This is a genomic window from Streptomyces hilarionis (genome assembly GCF_024539675.1).
Classification (GTDB): Bacteria; Actinomycetota; Actinomycetes; order Streptomycetales; family Streptomycetaceae; genus Streptomyces; species Streptomyces hilarionis.
In genome coordinates this window covers 1-17,452 of sequence record NZ_JAHHIT010000095.1, presented here as the reverse complement: position 1 = coordinate 17,452, position 17,452 = coordinate 1, and the positions used below count along the sequence as shown (strand labels likewise).

Here is a 17,452-nt window from a genome sequence, read left to right as displayed (position 1 = left end):
CGGTCCGGGTGTTTTGATGGAGGTATGACGCTGTACGTCGGTACGTCGGGCTGGCAGTACAAGGACTGGAGAGGCGTGCTGTACCCGGCGGACGTGCCCGTGCGGCGGTGGCTGGAGGAGTACACGGCCCACTTCGCCACCGTCGAGATCAACAACGCGTTCTACCGGCTGCCCTCACGCGAGACCTTCGCGTCCTGGGCCGAGCGCGTCCCGTCGGACTTCACCGTCACGGTGAAGGCGAGCCGCTATCTGACCCACATCAAACGGCTGCACGACCCGCAGGAGCCCGTGCACCGGCTGATGACCCACGCGGCCGGCCTCGGGCCCCGCCTCGGGCCGGTGCTGCTCCAGCTGCCGCCGACCCTGCGGGGCGATCCGGGGCTGCTGGACGCCTGTCTGGCCTGCTTCCCGGCGGACGTCCGCGTCGCGGTGGAGCCGCGGCACGACTCCTGGTGGAACCCGGAGGTGCGGGAGGTGCTGCGGTCCCGGGGCGCGGCCCTGTGCTGGGCCGACGTCGCGTCCCGCCCGGTCACTCCGCTGTGGCGCACCGCCGACTGGGGGTACGTCCGCTTCCACCAGGGCCGGGCCCGGCCCTGGCCGCGCTACGGGCAGCGCGCGCTGGAGACCTGGGTGGACCGCGTCGCGACGACCTGGCCGCGTGACGCGGACGTCTACGCGTACTTCAACAACGACCCGGGCGGCGCGGCCGTGGGGGACGCGGCCCTGTTCGGCAGGACGGCGGAACGGGCCGGGCTGCGGGTGACGCGGACCCCCCGCGCGCTCGCCGCCCGAGGTTGACCACGGATCGCCCGATCACCCGCCGCGGACCACGCCCGTCAGGTGGCGCGGCACCGGTGGGGTGCGGCCCGTCACGCCCGGTAGGCCGCCCGCAGGGCCTCCCGCACGACGGCCGTGGCCTCCTCCTCGGTGAGCCCCAGCCGCAGCGCCCGCTCGGCGTAGGCGCCCGCGGCGCCCGCGGCCTCCCGCTGCGCCGCCGGCCCGGACGCGGCGACGAAGGTGCCGTTGCGCCCCCGGGTCTCGATCACGCCGTCCGTCTCCAGCGCCCGGTAGGCCTTGGCGACGGTGTTCGCGGCGAGGCCGAGCGACTCGGCCAGTCCCCGCACCGTCGGCAGCCGGTAGCCGACCGGCAGCGCCCCCGACCGCGCCTGTTCGGCGATCTGCGCGCGCACCTGCTCGTACGGTGCGGCGCCCTCATCGATATGGATCTTCAAGGTCACGGGGCGATTGTCCCGCACCGGCGGAAAATGGGAGGCATGCCCGGGCCGCCCGCCCGTAGCGTGCGCCCCATGACCGTCACCGTGCGCGAACTGCGCCCCGACTCGGCCGCCGACATCGAGGGCTTCGTCCGGGTCCGGCATCTCGCGCTGCCGTATGTGTTCTTCAGCCCGGCCTCCGTGCTGCACGGCCTCACGCTGTCCCACCCCGACGCCCACGCCCGCAAGCTGGTGGCCGTGGCGGACGGCGAGGTCGTCGGCACGGCCCAGGTGAGCCTCGCCCATGACAGCCCGGAGCCGGGCCAGGGCGCTCTCAACGTGTACGTGGACCCGGCGCACACCGGACGCGGGGCGGGCGCGCTGCTGGTGGGAACGGCGGAGGAGCACCTCGCGGCGCACGGGGCGAAGAAGCTGTTCGCCTGGGTGCTGGACACGCCGGGCGACCGGGCCTTCGCCGAGCGGCGCGGCTACCGGCCCGGACGCAGCGCGCACTTCCTCCGGCTGGACCTGGCGGGGGCCGCGCTGCCGCCGTTGCAGGACCCGCCGCCCGGTGTGGAGCTGCGCACCGGCGCCGACTTCGCGGACGACCCGCGCCCGCTGTTCGCGCTGGACGCGGAGGCGGGCTCGGACGAGCCGGGCGACGTGGCGACCGAGATGAGCGACTACGAGGCCTGGATCGACGAGTACTGGAAGCACCCGCACCTGAACCTGGACCTGACGTCGGTCGCCGTGGCCGACGGCCGGGCGGTGGCGTTCAGCGTGGCCCACACCGGCGACGCCGGGCGGTACGCCACGGGCATGACCGGGACCGCCCGCGCCTACCGGGGCCGGGGTCTGGCCAAGCTGGTCAAGAACCACTCGCTGCACCGGGCGCGCGCCGCGGGCTATGCCGAGGCGCACACCGGGAACGACGCGGGCAACGAACCGATGCTCGCGGTCAACCGATGGTTCGGGTACGAGATCTGCGGGACGGAGGTGCGCTATGTCCGCGAACTCGGCTGAGCCGGTGGGGTCGGTGGACGTCGTCCTGGTCAAGGCCGGGCGGACGAAGATCCGTTACGCCGCCGAGCTGCTGTCCGACGACGGCGCCCGGGTCACGGTGCGCGCGCCCTGGGCCGGTGCGGGCGTACGGGACTTCGGCTTCGTCCGGTTCGAGGCGGGCGACGTCTTCACCGAGCACTACTGGCGTGAGCGCTGGTACGCGGTCAAGGAGGTCCGCGACGCGGCGGGCGAGCTGAAGGGCTGGTACTGCGACGTCACCCGCCCGGCCGTGCTCCTCGGCGGGGAACTGGTCGTGGAGGACCTCGACCTGGACCTGTGGCGGTCCGCCGACGGGAGCGACGTACGGCGGCTGGACGAGGACGAGTTCGCCGAGAGCGGGCTCGCGCGGCGGGACCCGGCGGCGGCCGCCGCCGCGGTGGCCGCCCTGGACGAACTGGAGGCGCTCGCCCGCGCCGACGGCGGCCTGGAGTCGCTGCTGGCGTGAGCGGTCGCCCCGACGGTCAGACCACGGCCACCACCGCGTACCGCTCGTCGGTGACGGGCCCGCCCCACAGGCGGGCGTCCCCCGACAGCGGCTCCACGCGCACGCGGTCGCTCAGCGGGGCGAGCAGCGCCGCGAGGCGGTCCGCCGGTATGCCCACCGGGGCGACGGCCCCCCACACGCCCTCGACCAGCACGAGCCGCCCGCCGGGGCGCAGCAGAGCGCGCCAGTGGCGCAGGACGCGCGCGGGGTCGGGCAGCGTCCACAGCACGTGCCGGACGAGCAGGACGTCGAAGCGCTCCTCCCCCACGGGCGGCGCCGCCGCGTCACCGACGAGGAACGCGGCGTCACGGCCTGCGAGTTTGGCGCGGGCCAGGCCGACCATGGCCGGGGACAGGTCGACGCCCGTCACCCGGTGTCCCTGTTCGGCCGCGAGGAGCGACAGACTGCCGGTGCCGCAGCCGAGGTCGAGCAGATCGCAGCGGTGTCGCGGCAGCCAGGTCCGCAGCCGTGCGGCCCAGGCGGCGCGCACGTCGGGGTCGCGCAGGCCGTGGTCGGGCTCCTCGTCGAAGGCGGCCGCCGCGGCGTTCCAGTCGATACCGGGCGAAGTCGCTTCGTCACTCTTTTCCCTCATGTGCCCCAGAGTGGCACCTGCCACTGACACTCGAATCGTGACACCCGCCACTGACAGACCGGGGGACGATGAGGAACTCTCCCTCAACGGGTCTACCTCCGTGAGAACGCGGAACTCGGTAGCCCCTCAAGGAGGCAGCCATGCGCCGTACGACCGTGCAGAAGCCCCTGAAGAAGACGGATTCCCGCCGGATCCGCGAGGAGGCCGACGAACGGCCCGCCGGGCGCCCCGAGGTGCGCAAGGACATCGCGCGCACCTGGTGGCCCGACGGCTGACGGCCGACGGCCGTGAGCGCGGCCCGCGCGGCCCCGGCGCGTGCTCAGTGCAGCCGCTTGCGGTAGAGGAGGCGCTCGTAGGGGCCGTCCGCCCGCCGCCCCACGAGTGCGTAGCCGTAGCGCGGATAGATCTTCTGGTTCTCCCACATCGACACGTGCGTGTGCAGCCTGACCTCGGGCAGGCCCAGGGCACGCGCGTGTGCGTCCACGAAGTGCAGCAGGCGCCGCCCGACGCCCGAACCGCGGACGTCGGGGCGGACGGCGATGCTGTCGAGGAAGAGATGGTCCGCGAACGCCTCGACGACCACGAGGCCGGCCACCGCGCCCCCGGGCGGGCCGCCGGTCACGAACACCTTGCCCGCGGCCACGTCCGCCGCGTGATCGGCCGCCATGGGCCGCGGCGTCAGGCCGATGCGCTCGATGTAGGGCGTGTACGCCGCGTCCGTCACGGCCTTCACGGCCGGGACGTCGGCCGCCGTGGCGGGCCGGATGCCCTCGCTCGTCATGCGGTGAACCCCCCTACCTGATCTGCGCCTCAGCGCTTCCTTAAGGCGGCCCTAAAGATCGTCGCGGACCGCCTCCAGCAGGGATTTCCACGGTTTCCTGGGTCCGGCGCGGCGTTCGTCGCGCTCCGCTTCGGTCCCGGTTCCCAGGAGACTCCCCATGCCCGCACGCCGCAAGGCCGCCGCCGTCACCGCCGTCGGTCTGGCTCCGCTGGCCCTGACCGCGCTGGCCGCCTGGCCGGCGGCCGCGCACGGCTCGATGAGCACTCCGGTCGGCCGGGGCGCGCAGTGCTACGCCGAGGGCCCCGAGAGCCCGAGGTCGCAGGCCTGCCGGGCCGCGGTCGCGGCGGGCGGGACGCAGGCGCTGTACGACTGGAACGGCGTCCGCGTCGGCGACGCCGCCGGCCGCCACCGGGAACTGATCGCGGACGGCAGGCTGTGCAGCGCGGGCAACGCGGAGTTCAAGGGCCTGGACCTGGCCCGCGCCGACTGGCCGGCCACGAGCGTCCGCGGCGGCCCGTACACCTTCAGGTACCGGGTGACCGCCCCGCACAAGGGCGCCTTCACGGTCTACATCACGTGGCCCGGCTACGACCCGACCCGGCCGCCGGCCTGGTCCGACCTGGATCTGGGGCACCCGGTGGCGACCGCCGTCGACCCGGCCCCGGCGGGCGGCTTCGCCACCTTCTCCGGAACCCTGCCCGAGCGCTCGGGCCGGCAGCTGCTGTACACGATCTGGCAGCGCTCGGACAGTCCGGAGGCGTTCTACTCCTGCTCGGACGTCACGTTCGCCACGGCCGGCGGGAACGGGGCGGCGGGCGGGGGCTCCGCACCGGCGGCGCCCGCGCCGGCCGTCTCCGCGCCCTCCGAACGGCAGATCGCGGACGGCGCCGGACGATCCACGGTCGGGCACCACGGCCACGGGGACGACGACGCCGCCACGGCGACGGACCGGGACGCCGGGGCGTCGGCCACGGCGGAGCCGTCCGTCACCCGGCGGTCCGGTGCGAAGCCGTCCGCCGCGGGCGGGTCGTCGTCGGGCTCCAGCGGGCCGAAGGCGGCGGCCGCCGGTCCGGCTCCCGGCAGGAGCCTCGCGCGGACCGGGGGCGACGGCCGCGCCCCGTACCTCGCGGTGGGCGGCGCGGCCGTCCTGGCGCTGGGCGCGGGGCTGCTGTTCGCGTCGGTGCGCAGGCGGGCGGCCGGCGGCCACGGCCGCTGACGCGGCCGCACGACTCCGGGGCCTGACCGGCGGCTCAGGCCGGACAGGCCCCGGCAAAACGATCCTTCAGAGCGGAACACGGGCGGACCCCGGGCGGACCCCGGACGGACCCGGCGTCAGCTCAGCGCGGACGCACAGGTGGTGGCGGAGGCATGCGCCGGGTCGAGGGCGTTGGCCACCTCGTGGAACGCGATCCGGTCGAACAGCGCGATCGCCACGTGCTCGGAGAGGTCCAGCGGACACAGGTCCTGCAACAGGACGTTGCGCACTCCGGAGCCGCTCAGGTACTGGCTGCGCCAGGGGGTGGCCACCTCGTCGTACCGGGTGGCGATGACCGTGTAGCGCACGCCGGGAACGGTGTCGCCGCCGGCGTTGAGCTTGGTGAGGAACGCCGATCCGGGCAGCTGGTCGGCGAGGCCGGGGGTGGCGGCCGTGATCAGGTCCTCGGCGCCCGGGAAGTACGGGAGCAGGTTGGCCAGTCCACTGAGGGTGGCGCCGTGGTTGTCGGGGGCGATGCCGACGAGCGCGCCGACCTTGGCCGCGCCGCCGAGGAACTTCAGGTAGTAGCGCGGCATCATGCCGCCCTGGGAGTGGCCGACCAGGTCGACCTGGGGCGCGCCGGTCGCCGCGAGCACCTTGTCCACGAAGGCGGAGAGCTGCCCGGCCGACGCGTCGACGGGTCCGAGGCCGTGGAAGAGGGGGACGCCGGGCAGCTGGCCGTAGTCGACGGAGAAGACGCAGTATCCGCGGACCGTGAGGTAGGGGGCGAGGGCCAGCCAGTTGTCGACGGAGTTGCCGAGCGTGCCGTGCACGAGGACGACGGGGCGGGGGTGTGCGGCGGAGGGCTTGCAGCGGTAGTCGTTCCAGCCGCTCGCCGAGGCGGTGACGGCGGCGGTCTCGACGGTGGTCCCGGTGGCGGAGTCGGCGTGGGCGGCGGAGACGGCGGGGACGGCGACGGCCGCGGCGGCCAGCAGCAGGGCGGCGAACGGTCGGAACACACGCTTCCAGGGCAGCATCGGGTGATCTCCTTGCGGATCAAGGGAGGTGCGATGGCCTTGCGCCTGTGATCCGGATCACGAGGATGCTGTTCACTCGTCAAGTTACGGGCGAGTAAGTGAAGTGTGAAGTTACGCGTCAGTAAAAACTTTCAGTGATGGCCGCGGACGGACGCGTGCTCCTGATAATGAGATCACCAAACGGGGCGAATGGGCCCATGGGGGGCAATGCGCGCCAACTGGGCGCGCAGCGCGCTCAGCTGCTCCTCGCCGAGCACCTCCGCCCAGGCCCGCACCGCCTCGGCGGCCGCCTCCTCCGCCGCCCGGGTGCAGTCCCGGCCGCGCTCGGTGAGGACGATCAGCCGGGCACGCGCGTCCCCGGGGTGCGGCCGCCGCTCGACGTACCCCTTGCGCACCAGCTCGTCCACGAGCTGGCTCGCCGCCTGCTTGGTGACGCCGAGGTGGGCGCCCAGCTCGGTGACCGTCGCGCCGCTCCGGGCGAGCCGCGCGAAGGCGAAGCCGTAGGAGGGCCGCCCCTCGAAACCGCGGGCGGCGACGCCGTCGTCGATGCGCCGGGTGAGTTCACCGGCGGCGGCGAGAAGGGCGGCGGACAGGGCGAGGGCTTCGGAAGTGTGCACAGCCGCATTGAAACACCCTTGACAGAATGGTCAAGCAGCTTGACCATAGAGGAACTTAGTCAAGCTGCTTGACCATCTCTGTTCGGTCCCGAGTGCCAGGAGGCACCCATGCCCGTCGTCCGCTCCGCGCAGGCCGTCACCCACGAGATCCACGGCGCCCGCTTCGTCTCGTACGCCACTCCCCTCACCGGCAGCAAGGAACTGTGCGCCTGGCGGGGCGAGATCCCCGCGGGCACCAAGGCGCCCGCGCACACCGTCAACCGGGAGGAGATCTTCCATCTGCTCGTCGGCGAACTGGTCCTCACCCTCGACGGCCGCGCCGAGCGGATCAGGGCGGGCGACACGGTGATCGTCAACCCGGGGTCCACCCTGGCCGTCGAGAACCCGACCGATCACACCGCGCTGTCCTGGGTCACCACGTCCATCGGACTGGAGGCGGAACTGGCCGACGGCACCCGGATCACTCCCCCGTGGGCCAACTGATCCCGCCGCCCCTCACGCCGCCAGCGTGCCCGGCTTCACCGCCCCCGGGCCGAACTTCGCCCGGACCCGGTCGGCGACCTCCTCGATCCGGCGGACCTTCTCGTCGACGGGGTCGAAGCTGAGCTGGTGGGAGGCCTGTTCGGCGGGGCCCAGGGCCTCGGCGCGCAGGGCGACCGCGCGGACCCGGGCGCGCTGTAGGCCGAGCGCCTCGTACAGGCCGTACGCCGCCGCGGTCAGGGCCGCCGAGTGCGCGGTCGGCTCCTTCAGGGTGCGGCTGCGGGCGGTGGAGGAGCGGTCGGCGTAGCGCACGGTGAGGGTCAGGGTGCGGCACACCTTCTCCAGCGCGCGCAGCCGAACGCCCAGTTCCTCGGCGGACGACAGCAGGGCGCGCCGGTGCCGGTCGGGATCCAGTTCGTCCCGCTCGAAGGGGCGTTCCGTGGCCAGCGACCGTGACACGGAGTTCGGCACCACCCGGCCGCGGTCGACGCCGTTCGCCTTCTCGTGCAGTTCCCGGCCCGCCTTCGCGCCGACCAGGCGCTGGAGCGTGGACAGGGGGGCGACGGCGACCCGGCCGAGGGTGTCGAGGCCGTACTCGCACAGGATGCGGGCGGTCGCCGCACCGACCCCGGGCAGCGCGGTGACGGGCTGCCCGGCGAGGAACTCGCGCACCTCCCCCTCGGGGACCGCGCGGGTCACCCCGGGCCGGGCGGCCCGCAGCGCCATGCGCGCCGTCAGCGGGCCGGGACCGGCGCCGATCACGCAGTCGACGCCGTGCAGCGCGAGCGCCCGCACGCGGACGACCGAGGCGAGCTCCACCGCGCTGCGCCCGAAGTACCGTTCGGCGCCCCGCAGATCGGCCAGCGCCCCGTCCGGCGGCAGCGCCTCGACGACCGGCGTGAACTCCTCCAGCAACCCGAGCAGCGCCGGCAGGGCGGCGGTCTCGCGCGCCGGAGGAAGCTGGAAACGAACGCAGAGGATGGTCATCCCGCACTCCCCGGACTCTGGTGCCACAACTTCCTTCCCACCGCGGGCCCTTCGCCCGCGGGGCGCAGATCGGCCCAGGGGTGCATCTCGTACCCCGTGGGCAGCCGGAGACGGCGCCGCTCCATCGCGTCCCGGGCGGCCGAGCCCGCCGGCGCGGGCAGCCCGTCCGAACCGGCGAGCCGGCCGCGCGCCGGGCCGTCGCCGTCGCCGGGGGCGCCCGGGGCGGGGGCGCCCGGGGCGGCCAGCCGGGCCGCGACTCCCTCCAGCCCCTCGTCCCGGCGCACCTCCAGCAGGTCGGCGAGGTTCCAGGCGGCCGCGCCCACCACGCTGAGGCTGCGCGGGCCGCGCCGCTGCACCACCCCGCGCACCAGCAGCAGCCAGGAGTGGAAGACGGTGTGGGCGCAGGCGTCGTGGGAGTCCTCGAAGAAGGCGAGGTCGACCAGGCCGGTGCCGTCGTCCAGAGTGCTGAAGACGACCCGTTTGCCGGACCGGATCGGCGGGGTCTGGGTGGCCGCCTTGGCGCCCGCGACCAGCACGGTCTCCCCGTGCCGCGCCTCCCGCAGCCGCCGGGCCGAGACCACGCCCAGCTCGGCGAGGAAGTCGCCGTGGTCGTCCATCAGATGGCGCGAGGCGTCCATGGACAGCACGCCCAGTTCGGCGCTGAGCCGCTCGGCGGAGGTCAGGTCGGGCAGCCCGGCCGGGGCCGTCCCGCGCCCGCCGGCCAGCGGGAGCTGCCCGCCGCCCGCACCACGCCCGCCCCGGTGCAGCTCGGTCAGGTGCAGTTGCAGGTCACGACGGTTGCCGCCGAAGGCGTCCAGCGCCCCGACCTGGGCGAGCCGCCCGGCCAGCGGCCGGCTCGGACGCGCCCGCTCCCAGAAGTCCAGCAGCGAGGCGTACGGCTGCCCGTCCGCGACCCGCGCCGCCTCGGCCTCGCTGATGCCGTGGACGTCGGAGAGGGCGAGCCGCAGCCCCCAACGCCCGGCGGAATCCACCGAGTCCGGTGAGTCATGTGAGTCCGGTGAGGTCGGTGAGTCCGGTGAGTCCACTGATGACGTCGACGACGTCGACGACGCCGGTTCCCCCGTCCGCCTCGATTCAGACACCAGTTCGATACGATGGGCGACGCCCGACCGGTTCACGTCCAGCGGCAGGATCGGCACCCCGCGCCGCCGGGCGTCCGCCAGCAGCAGCCGCTTGGGATACATCCCGGGGTCGTGCGTGAGCAGTCCGGCATAGAAGGCGGCCGGATGGTGGGCCTTCAACCACGCCGACTGGTACGTCGGGACGGCGAAGGCCACCGCGTGCGCCTTGCAGAAGCCGTAGGAACCGAAGGCCTCGACGATCTCCCAGGTCCGCTGAATCGTTTCTGCGCTGTATCCCCGCGCCGCCGCGTGCTGCGCGAACCACACCTTGATCCGCCCCTGGGACTCCGGGTCGGACAGCCCCCGCCGCACCCGGTCCGCCTCGCCCCGCCCGCAGCCGGTCATGATCGCGACGATGTCGATGATCTGCTCGTGGAAGACCACGACGCCGTGGGTGTCCCGCAGCGGCTCCGTCAGATCCGGATGCGGGTAGCGCACCGGCGCGCGCCCGTGCCGGGCCTCGATGAACGGCCGCACCATGTCGGCGGCGACCGGGCCGGGCCGGAACAGGGAGATGTCGACGACCAGGTCGTGGAAGGTGGCCGGCTGCAACCGCCCCACCAGGTCCCGCTGGCCCGGCGACTCGATCTGGAAGCACCCCAGCGTCTCGGTGGACCGGATGAGCCGGTACGTGGCCGGGTCGCCCTCCTCGACCGCGTCCAGGTCGATCCGCTCCCCCGTCGCCCGCTCCACCTCCGCCACCGCGTGCGCCATCGCCGACTGCATCCGCACGCCCAGCACGTCCAGCTTGAGCAGCCCGAGGTCCTCGACGTCGTCCTTGTCGAACTGGGCCATCGGGAACCCCTCGCCGCTGGTCGGCACGACCGGCGTGCGCGAGAGCAGGGAGGCGTCGGACAGCAGCACCCCGCACGGGTGCATGGCGACTCCGCGCGGAAGGGCGTCGAGGGCCTCGACCAGCTCCCACAGCCGCCCGTACCTCTCCTTCTCCCCTGCCAGCGCCCGGAGTTCGGGCAGTTCGTCGAGGGCCGCGCGGGCGTCCCGGGCCCGGATGTGCGGAAAGGACTTGGCCACGCGGTCGATCTCGGCCGGGTCCATGGACAGGGCCGCGCCGACGTCCCGGATCGCGTGCCGGACGCGGTACGTCTCCGGCATCGCGACCGTCGCCACCCGCTCGGCCCCGAAGCGGCCGATGATCGCGCGGTAGACCTCCAGCCGGCGCGCGGACTCCACGTCGACGTCGATGTCGGGCAGCACGACCCGCTCCCGGGACAGGAAGCGCTCCATCAGCAGCCCGTGCTCCAGGGGGTCGGCGTGGGCGATGCCGAGGAGGTGGTTGACGAGGGAGCCCGCGCCCGAGCCGCGCGCGGCGACCCGGATGCCCATCTTCCGTACGTCGTCCACGACCTGAGCGACCGTCAGGAAATAGGAGGCGAATCCGTGGTGGGCGATGATGTCGAGCTCGTCGTGCATCCGCTCCCAGTACGGCCGCGCCTTCGCGGACCGGTCGTAGCCCCGCAGCACCATCCCCGCCACCGCTCGTGAGGCCAGCGTCCGCTGGGCGGTGCGGCGGTCCGCGCCCACGAGATGCGGTTCGGGGAAGTGGACGGCGCCCATGCCCAGGTCGTCCTCGGGGTCGACCAGACACTCGGCGGCCGCGGCCCGGGTCTGCTCCAGGAGCCGGTGGGCGACGTCCCGCCGGAAGCCCGCGGCCTCCACGATCCGCTCCGCCGCCCCGAGCATGGCGTCCGCGCCCTTGAGCCAGGCCTCGCCCGAGTCGAGCTCCTTGGCGGGGTCGACGGGGACGAGCCGGCGGGCGGCGTCCAGGATGTCGGCGACCGGGCCCTGGCCGGGGTCGGCGTACCGGACGGCGTTGCTGAGGACGGGCCGGATCCGCTGTTCGGCGGCGAAGCCGACGGTGCGCGCGGCCAGCCGCAGGGAGCCGTGACCGGTGCCGGTGCGCCCGTGCCAGACGGCCTCCAGGCGCAGGGCGTCGCCGTACGCCTCGCGCCAGGGGGCGAGCAGCCGCGCGGCCCGGTCCGGGCGGCCCGCGGCGAGCGCGCGGCCGACGTCGGAGGCCGGCCCGAGCAGGACGGTCAGGCCGTCGCCGTGGTTCTCGGCCCAGGGCAGCGACGGCGGGCCCGCGCCGTCCTCGCCCGCGTGCGCGGCCGTGACCAGCCGGCACAGGTCGGCCCAGCCCCTCGCGCCGTCGCGGGCGAGGAAGGTGACGCGGGGTGTCGACTCGTCGACGAAGGCGCCGCCGCGCACGGGGGTGCGGCGACGGTCGCGTCGTACGGACGCGTCGCCCTGCGGGCGCTCGGGCGCCGTCACCGCCAGGTCCACCCCGAACAGCGGGCGCACGCCCGCCTTCGCGCAGGCCTTGGCGAAGCGGACCGTGCCCGCGAGGGTGTCGCGGTCGGTGAGGGCGAGGGCGTCCATGCCCCGTTCGAAGGCGCGCTCGGCCAGCCGTTCCGGGTGCGAGGCCCCGTACCGCAGGGAGAACCCGGAGACGGTGTGCAGATGCGTGAACCCCGGCATCCGCACCTCCCGAAATCGAATGAGCCGAACGAATCGAACATCAGTTCACTACTCTCCCACCCCCACCATAGACCAAATTCCGAACGTATGTACGACAACCGTTCGGACGCCCCCCACCTGCACAAACATGCCGTGGCCCGGAGCGTGGGGACATGACACAGAGCACCGGCGCCGACGCCCCCCGCGGCCCGTCCCGCGGCTCCTTCCTCGACGAGGTGCAGGACGCCGTCACCCCGCGGGCCTCGCTGCTGGTCGTCGGCGTGGTCGCCCTCCATCTGCTCTTCATCGCCTCCTACGTGGGAGCGCTGCACGACCCCCGGCCCAAGGACGTGCCCTTCGGCGTGGTCGCGCCCCAGGCCGTCGCCCGGCAGACGGTGGCCCGGCTGGAGAACCTGCCCGGCGACCCCCTGGCCCCGCGGGCGCTGGCCGACGCGGCGACGGCCCGCGCGCAGATCCTCGACCGGACGATCGACGGCGCCCTGGTCGTCGGCCCGGCCGGCGGCGCCGACACCCTCCTGGTGGCCACCGGCGGCGGCAAGGTGCTGGCCGCCACCCTGGCGACGCTCACCACCTCCCTGGAGAAGTCCCGGGGGCGCGCCCTGCGGACCGTCGACGTGGTCCCGGCCGACAGGGAGGACGCCAACGGGCTGTCGTCCTTCTACCTGACCGTCGGCTGGTGCGTGGGCGGCTACCTCTGCGCCTCGATCATGGTCATCAGCTCGGGCGCCGGCCGTTCCACCCCGCGGCGCGCGGTGATCCGGCTGCTCGCCATGGCCGTCGTCGCCGTCGTCGGCGGACTCGGCGGCGCCCTGATCGTCGGGCCCGTCCTGGACGCCCTGCCCGGCGGCGTCGCGGCCTACTGGGGGCTCGGGGCGCTGATCGTCTTCGCGGTCGGCGCGGCCACGCTCGCCTTCCAGGGCGTGTTCGGGCTCGCCGGCATCGGGCTGGTCATCCTGCTCGTGGTGATCCTGGGCAACCCGAGCGCGGGCGGCGCCCTGCCCCCTCCGCTGCTCCCGCCGTTCTGGAAGGCGATCGGCCCGGCGCTGCCGCCCGGTGCGGGGACCTGGGCGGCGCGCTCGATCGCCTACTTCGAGGGCAACGACATGACCGCGTCCCTGCTGGTGCTGTCCGCGTGGGCGGTCGCGGGCGTCGTCGTCACCCTGCTGGCCCCGGTCCTGCGCACGCGCCGCGCGCCGAGCGCGCCGTGAGACCCGGCGGCGGGCGGGCGGGCCCCGCCCCTGAGGGCGGGGCGGGAGCTCCGTCGACGCCGTCCCGGCCCGTCAGCCGATCCGCGTCCCCGTCGCCGACAGGGCCTCGGTGACCGGCTGGAAGAACGTCTCCCCGCCCGAGGTGCAGTCGCCGCTGCCGCCCGAGGTCAGGCCGACGGCGCTGCTGCCCGAGAAGAGGGATCCGCCGCTGTCGCCGGGCTCGGCGCACACGTCGGTCCGGATCAGACCGTCGACGATGTCGCCGTTGCCGTAGTTGACCGTGGCGTCCAGGCCCGTGACCGTGCCGGAGTGCACCCGGGTGGTGGAGCCGCTGCGGGTGACCTTCATGCCGACGGTGGCCTCGACCGCGCCGGTGATCGGCTGGGCCGAGCCGTCGTAGAGGTTCACCTCGCTCGGATGGGCCACACCGGCGGTGTACCTGACCAGGCCGTAGTCGTGGCCCGGGAAGCTGGAGGTCTCGTTGACGCCGATCGTCGCGCCGGAGGAGTCCGACCAGGTGGAGATGGCGTCGGTGCAGTGCCCCGCGGTCAGGAAGTACGGCTCGCCGCCCTTGACGACGTTGAAGCCGAGCGAGCAGCGCCCGCCACCGCCGCCGATGGCGTCGCCGCCGGCGATGAAGGGCTTGAACTCACCCGGGGAACGGCGCAGTTCGGCCACCTGGCCGAGGCCGTCGACGATCCTGGAGAGCTTGGCCCACTGCGTGCCGGACACCGTGCGGTCGGCCAGGACCACGACCTTGTTGGTGGTCGGGTCGGTCACCCAGGCGGTGCCCGGGACGGTCGCGTCCGCCTTGAGCTTCGCGTGGGCGCCGGTCAGTTCGGCGAGGGTGTTCCCGACGATTCTGGCCCGGGCGCCGGCGGCCTCGACGGTGTGCGCGGCGTCCTCGTCGAGGACGTTCACCACGAGGGCGCGGCGCTCGGCGTCGTAGTACGTGCCCGCCGCGTCGTCGCCCAGGTCCGCGCCCAGGGTCGAGGCCAGCTTCCCGGCCGCGAGGGCCGAGAGGACGGAGGGCCGGGGGCTCTTCGCGGGCTCGTCGGCGTTCGCGGTCTGCAGGGTGACTCCCGCCGTGACGAGCGCGGCGGCTGCCGCGCCCGCCATGACCGCCCGTCGTCCGGATATCCGTCGGTGCTTCAACTCACGTCCTCCTGTGGGGGGTCGGTCCGAAGCGGTGTCGCAGACCGCGGCGGGCCGCAAGGATGGTCGGCGGCCGCCCACTCTTCCGAACCCCGTGGAGAGCGCACAAGGTCGACCTCGACAAGCGCACAGGGTGGGCACCGCACGCCCCCTGCTCCTTCACCACCCCTTCCTGGGGTTGTCCTCCAGGGACGAACCCGCTCCCGACCGGCACGTTCGGACGCAGGGACGCGTCGGACGTGGTGATGCGCCGGACGTGGTGGTGTGCGGGACGGGCAGACGCGAAAGGCGCGCCCGCGGGCTGCGGTGCCGTGCTCGGCACGGCAACGGGCCCCCGAGCGCGACGATCCGCGCGCGGGGGCCCGCCACGAACTACCCGAACTACGAGCTACGAGCTACGAGCTACGACTAGAAGACGCTGACGCCGTAGGCGTTCAGGGCCTCCACCACCGGCTGGAAGAAGGTGGTGCCACCGGAGCTGCAGTTGCCGCTGCCGCCGGAGGTGAGGCCGTAGGCGACGCCGCTGGTCGAGTACAGCGCGCCGCCGGAGTCGCCGCCCTCGGCGCAGACGTTGGTCTGGATCATGCCGTAGACGACGTCGCCGCCGCCGTAGTTCACGGTCGCGTTCAGCGCGGTGACCCGGCCGCTGTGGATGCCGGTGGTCGAGCCGTCACGGTAGACGGTGGCGCCGACGCTGGGCGTGCCCGCACTGGTGATGTCCGTGTTGCCCGCGGTGCCGGACTTGGTGACGGAGGTGTTGGTGTAGCGGACCAGCGCATAGTCGTTGGTCGGGAAGCTGTAGCTGACGTTGGTGCCCAGGGTGGTCGACTGCCCGGAGTTGGAGTACCAGGTCGACGCGACCTCGCCGCAGTGGCCGGCCGTCAGGAAGTAGTAGGTGCTGCCGCTGCGCACGTTGAAGCCGAGCGAGCAGCGGTAGCCGCCGCCGTAGATGGCGTCGCCGCCGGCGATGAGCTTGTTGAACTTGCCCGGGGTGTGCTTGATCGTGAGCGCGCCGGCGTTGCCGCCCGCCTGCTGCCTGATCTTCGCGATCTCGGCGTCGGAGACCGTGCTGTCGACGGTGACCACCAGTCGGTTGGTCCTGCTGTCGACCGCCCAGGCGGTGCCCGGGACGTCCGCCTTCAGCACCGAGGCGCCGGCGCTGCTGAGTTCGGCCGCGCTGAAGGTGGTGTCGTCCGCCGCGCTCGCGTGGGGGATGGCGACGGCGGCCGCGGCCACGAGCCCGGTGGCCACGGCGGTCAGCCGGGTCCGTCTCGAGATGCCGCTCTTGGGGGTGGTGGGGGTGGTGCGCTTGATCCTCACGTTTCGTTCCCTCCCAGGGGAAGTCGGGGGCCCGTCGTGTGGGGTCGGGGCCCGTGAGGCGCAGCCAGGGCCGACGTTCGTCCGGTTTTCGGACACGCCGTGACCCTGACAAGCGCTGAGGGGGAGTATTCGGCCGAACGGCCGGTAGGCGCAAGGGCGCCTTTCGGCCGTCAACCAGTGAACGAACTGCGTGAGTCGATCCCTCTTGCAGCCCTCTTGCCCCAGCTCAGACCGGGTTGCGCTCCTCTTCCTCGACCGCCACGTCCCATGTCTTCCCGGCGGAGGCGGCGAACGGACCGAAGTCCCGGCAATGGCGCACGGAGGCAGTACGCCCGCGCCCGGGACCGCCGACGCGCCCCCCACCCTCCGAACGCGCCGGGGCGCCGGAACGCCGGGACCCGGACCCGTCGGCCGGGCCCGCGGCCGGACCCGTCGGCCGGGACGCGTCGACCGGTCGTCCCGCCGATGGCGTCGGCGAACGCCGCTCCCGCCGGGCCCGACCGGGCGCGGTCGTCTCCCTCCGCGGCCGGGCGTCCGCGACCCCGCCGCCGGGTGACGGCCGGAGCCCGGCGCGGACGACGGCGCCGGCGGCCCGGGGCCGGCGCCGGAACCCCGGGCGGTCCCGGGCGACATCACACCTCCTCAGGCGCCGCCACGGTTCGGCGCGCACGGTGCGGCCCACCGTGTGCCGCCCCGCGCACGCGCACCTCCGCCGACCCGGTCCCGCGTCTGCCGGCCACGGACGGGCCCCGGGCTCACGCGGGCCCGGGCCCCGGTGACCTGCACGGGGACCGGCGCGACGACCGGCCCCGGCGCTCGTGGCCGTCCCGCCGGGACCGGGCGCGGAGAACACCGCGCCGCCGCCTCGGCCGTCGCGGGGCCCGGTGTCCGGAATTCGACCCTCCGGATGGCCCTCGCGCGGCGCGTCGTGTACCGGGTGACGTGCCGTCGGACGCCGCATTTCGGCCGCAGGCGGCCGCGTGTCACGAGACCTCCCTCATGCGCGTCCCTCGACGCGGCCGCACCCGCTCCGGCACCCGCGCCGGACAGCTCAGGCCGCTCCCTCGGCGGGGCTGCCCGCGGGCCGGGCGGCGGGCCGGGCGAGCCCCAGGTGCTCGCGCAGGGTGCTGCCCGGATAGAACGTGCGGAACAGGCCCCGGTGCTGAAGGAGCGCCACCGTGCCGTTGACCAGGCGCTCCAGGTCCCGGCGCGGTTCGACGGGGGTGAGGTGGAAGCCGTCGACGGCGCCCTCCTGACGCCAGGAGGCGATCAGGTCGGCGAGGTCGACGGGGCCGCCCCGGTACAGCGGGCCGCGCCGCGTCTGCCGGGGGCCGCCCCCGCCGTGCCCGGGGTGGGCCGCGTGCTCTCCGTCGCCGAGGTCGATCAGCAGACCGGCCATGACTCGCAGCGAGTCCGGGTCGCGTCCGGCGTCCGCGGCCTCGGACCGCAGCCGGTCGCGGGCGGCACGGGCCAGCGCGGGGCTGGTCGCACGGACCAGGACGACGTCGGCGTGCGGCACGGCGACGGACCGGGCGCGCGCCTCGCCCGCGTCGACGACGCGCACGGGGCTCCCCTGCGCGGATCCGGCCCCGGCGGACGGCCCGTTCGCCCCGGAGGCGAGACCGCCGAGGCCGACAGGAGGCGGCGGGTCGTCGTCGGCCCTCCCGTGGGCGTCGGGACGC

17 protein-coding genes are annotated in these 17,452 nt (G+C 74.5%); 7 read left to right on the top strand and 10 right to left on the bottom strand.

Annotated features, from left to right (window positions below; all coding sequences use genetic code 11):
- Nucleotides 1–24 precede the first annotated feature (24 nt).
- A complete protein-coding gene (locus KMS84_RS23250) occupies nt 25–798 on the top strand; it encodes a DUF72 domain-containing protein (RefSeq protein WP_256918363.1) in 774 nt (257 codons plus the stop codon).
- A 71-nt stretch (nt 799–869) separates the two neighbouring features.
- Here the strand turns inward: KMS84_RS23250 and KMS84_RS23245 are convergent, their stop codons facing one another.
- Nucleotides 870–1,238: a GntR family transcriptional regulator gene (locus KMS84_RS23245; RefSeq protein WP_256918362.1), complete on the bottom strand. Its 369-nt coding sequence runs from the start codon at nt 1,236–1,238 to the stop codon at nt 870–872.
- Nucleotides 1,239–1,307: 69 nt separating this feature from the next.
- Between KMS84_RS23245 and KMS84_RS23240 the strand changes: the two genes are divergently transcribed.
- Both KMS84_RS23240 and KMS84_RS23235 read left to right on the top strand, forming a co-directional pair.
- On the top strand, nt 1,308–2,237 hold the full coding sequence (locus KMS84_RS23240) for a GNAT family N-acetyltransferase (protein WP_256918361.1): 930 nt from the start codon (nt 1,308–1,310) through the stop codon (nt 2,235–2,237).
- Complete coding sequence (locus KMS84_RS23235) at nt 2,218–2,721, top strand: ribonuclease FAU-1 family protein (RefSeq protein ID WP_256918360.1); 504 nt, start codon at nt 2,218–2,220, stop codon at nt 2,719–2,721. The genes KMS84_RS23240 and KMS84_RS23235 overlap by 20 nt, the downstream gene beginning before the upstream one ends.
- Nucleotides 2,722–2,737: 16 nt before the next feature.
- Here KMS84_RS23235 and KMS84_RS23230 read toward each other — a convergent pair whose 3' ends face one another.
- A complete protein-coding gene (locus KMS84_RS23230; protein WP_256918359.1) occupies nt 2,738–3,352 on the bottom strand; it encodes a class I SAM-dependent methyltransferase in 615 nt (204 codons plus the stop codon).
- A 140-nt stretch (nt 3,353–3,492) separates the two neighbouring features.
- On the opposite strand from KMS84_RS23230, the gene KMS84_RS23225 reads away from it, so the two are divergent.
- Nucleotides 3,493–3,627: a hypothetical protein gene (locus KMS84_RS23225; protein WP_133913577.1), complete on the top strand. Its 135-nt coding sequence runs from the start codon at nt 3,493–3,495 to the stop codon at nt 3,625–3,627.
- A gap of 44 nt (nt 3,628–3,671) precedes the next feature.
- On the opposite strand, the gene KMS84_RS23220 is transcribed toward KMS84_RS23225, so the two are convergent.
- Complete coding sequence (locus KMS84_RS23220) at nt 3,672–4,133, bottom strand: GNAT family N-acetyltransferase (RefSeq protein ID WP_256918358.1); 462 nt, start codon at nt 4,131–4,133, stop codon at nt 3,672–3,674.
- Between the two features lie 157 nt (nt 4,134–4,290).
- On the opposite strand from KMS84_RS23220, the gene KMS84_RS23215 reads away from it, so the two are divergent.
- Nucleotides 4,291–5,349 carry a lytic polysaccharide monooxygenase gene (locus KMS84_RS23215; protein WP_256918357.1) on the top strand — a complete coding sequence of 353 codons (1,059 nt, stop codon included), beginning with the start codon at nt 4,291–4,293 and terminating at the stop codon, nt 5,347–5,349.
- Nucleotides 5,350–5,465: 116 nt separating this feature from the next.
- Here KMS84_RS23215 and KMS84_RS23210 read toward each other — a convergent pair whose 3' ends face one another.
- On the bottom strand, nt 5,466–6,365 hold the full coding sequence (locus tag KMS84_RS23210) for an esterase/lipase family protein (RefSeq protein ID WP_256918356.1): 900 nt from the start codon (nt 6,363–6,365) through the stop codon (nt 5,466–5,468).
- A gap of 173 nt (nt 6,366–6,538) precedes the next feature.
- Complete coding sequence (locus KMS84_RS23205; RefSeq protein ID WP_256918355.1) at nt 6,539–6,982, bottom strand: MarR family winged helix-turn-helix transcriptional regulator; 444 nt, start codon at nt 6,980–6,982, stop codon at nt 6,539–6,541.
- 108 nt (nt 6,983–7,090) lie between these two features.
- Between KMS84_RS23205 and KMS84_RS23200 the strand changes: the two genes are divergently transcribed.
- A complete protein-coding gene (locus tag KMS84_RS23200) occupies nt 7,091–7,465 on the top strand; it encodes a cupin domain-containing protein (RefSeq protein ID WP_256918354.1) in 375 nt (124 codons plus the stop codon).
- Nucleotides 7,466–7,477: 12 nt separating this feature from the next.
- Here KMS84_RS23200 and KMS84_RS23195 read toward each other — a convergent pair whose 3' ends face one another.
- Nucleotides 7,478–8,449 (bottom strand): DNA polymerase Y family protein, encoded by a 972-nt coding sequence (locus KMS84_RS23195; protein ID WP_256918353.1) that lies wholly within the window; start codon nt 8,447–8,449, stop codon nt 7,478–7,480.
- Entirely contained in the window at nt 8,446–12,087 is a 3,642-nt protein-coding gene (locus KMS84_RS23190; protein ID WP_256918352.1) for a DNA polymerase III subunit alpha, read from the bottom strand. The genes KMS84_RS23195 and KMS84_RS23190 overlap by 4 nt, the downstream gene beginning before the upstream one ends.
- Nucleotides 12,088–12,239: 152 nt before the next feature.
- Between KMS84_RS23190 and KMS84_RS23185 the strand changes: the two genes are divergently transcribed.
- Entirely contained in the window at nt 12,240–13,295 is a 1,056-nt protein-coding gene (locus KMS84_RS23185) for a DUF3533 domain-containing protein (protein ID WP_256918351.1), read from the top strand.
- Nucleotides 13,296–13,367: 72 nt separating this feature from the next.
- Here KMS84_RS23185 and KMS84_RS23180 read toward each other — a convergent pair whose 3' ends face one another.
- From KMS84_RS23180 to KMS84_RS23170, 3 genes are all read right to left on the bottom strand, one after another.
- Nucleotides 13,368–14,450 carry a S1 family peptidase gene (locus KMS84_RS23180; protein ID WP_256918350.1) on the bottom strand — a complete coding sequence of 361 codons (1,083 nt, stop codon included), beginning with the start codon at nt 14,448–14,450 and terminating at the stop codon, nt 13,368–13,370.
- A gap of 408 nt (nt 14,451–14,858) precedes the next feature.
- Nucleotides 14,859–15,770 (bottom strand): S1 family peptidase, encoded by a 912-nt coding sequence (locus KMS84_RS23175; RefSeq protein ID WP_256918349.1) that lies wholly within the window; start codon nt 15,768–15,770, stop codon nt 14,859–14,861.
- Nucleotides 15,771–16,821: 1,051 nt separating this feature from the next.
- The coding region (locus KMS84_RS23170) for an LLM class oxidoreductase (RefSeq protein ID WP_256918348.1) at nt 16,822–17,452 on the bottom strand (631 nt) is incomplete at its 5' end.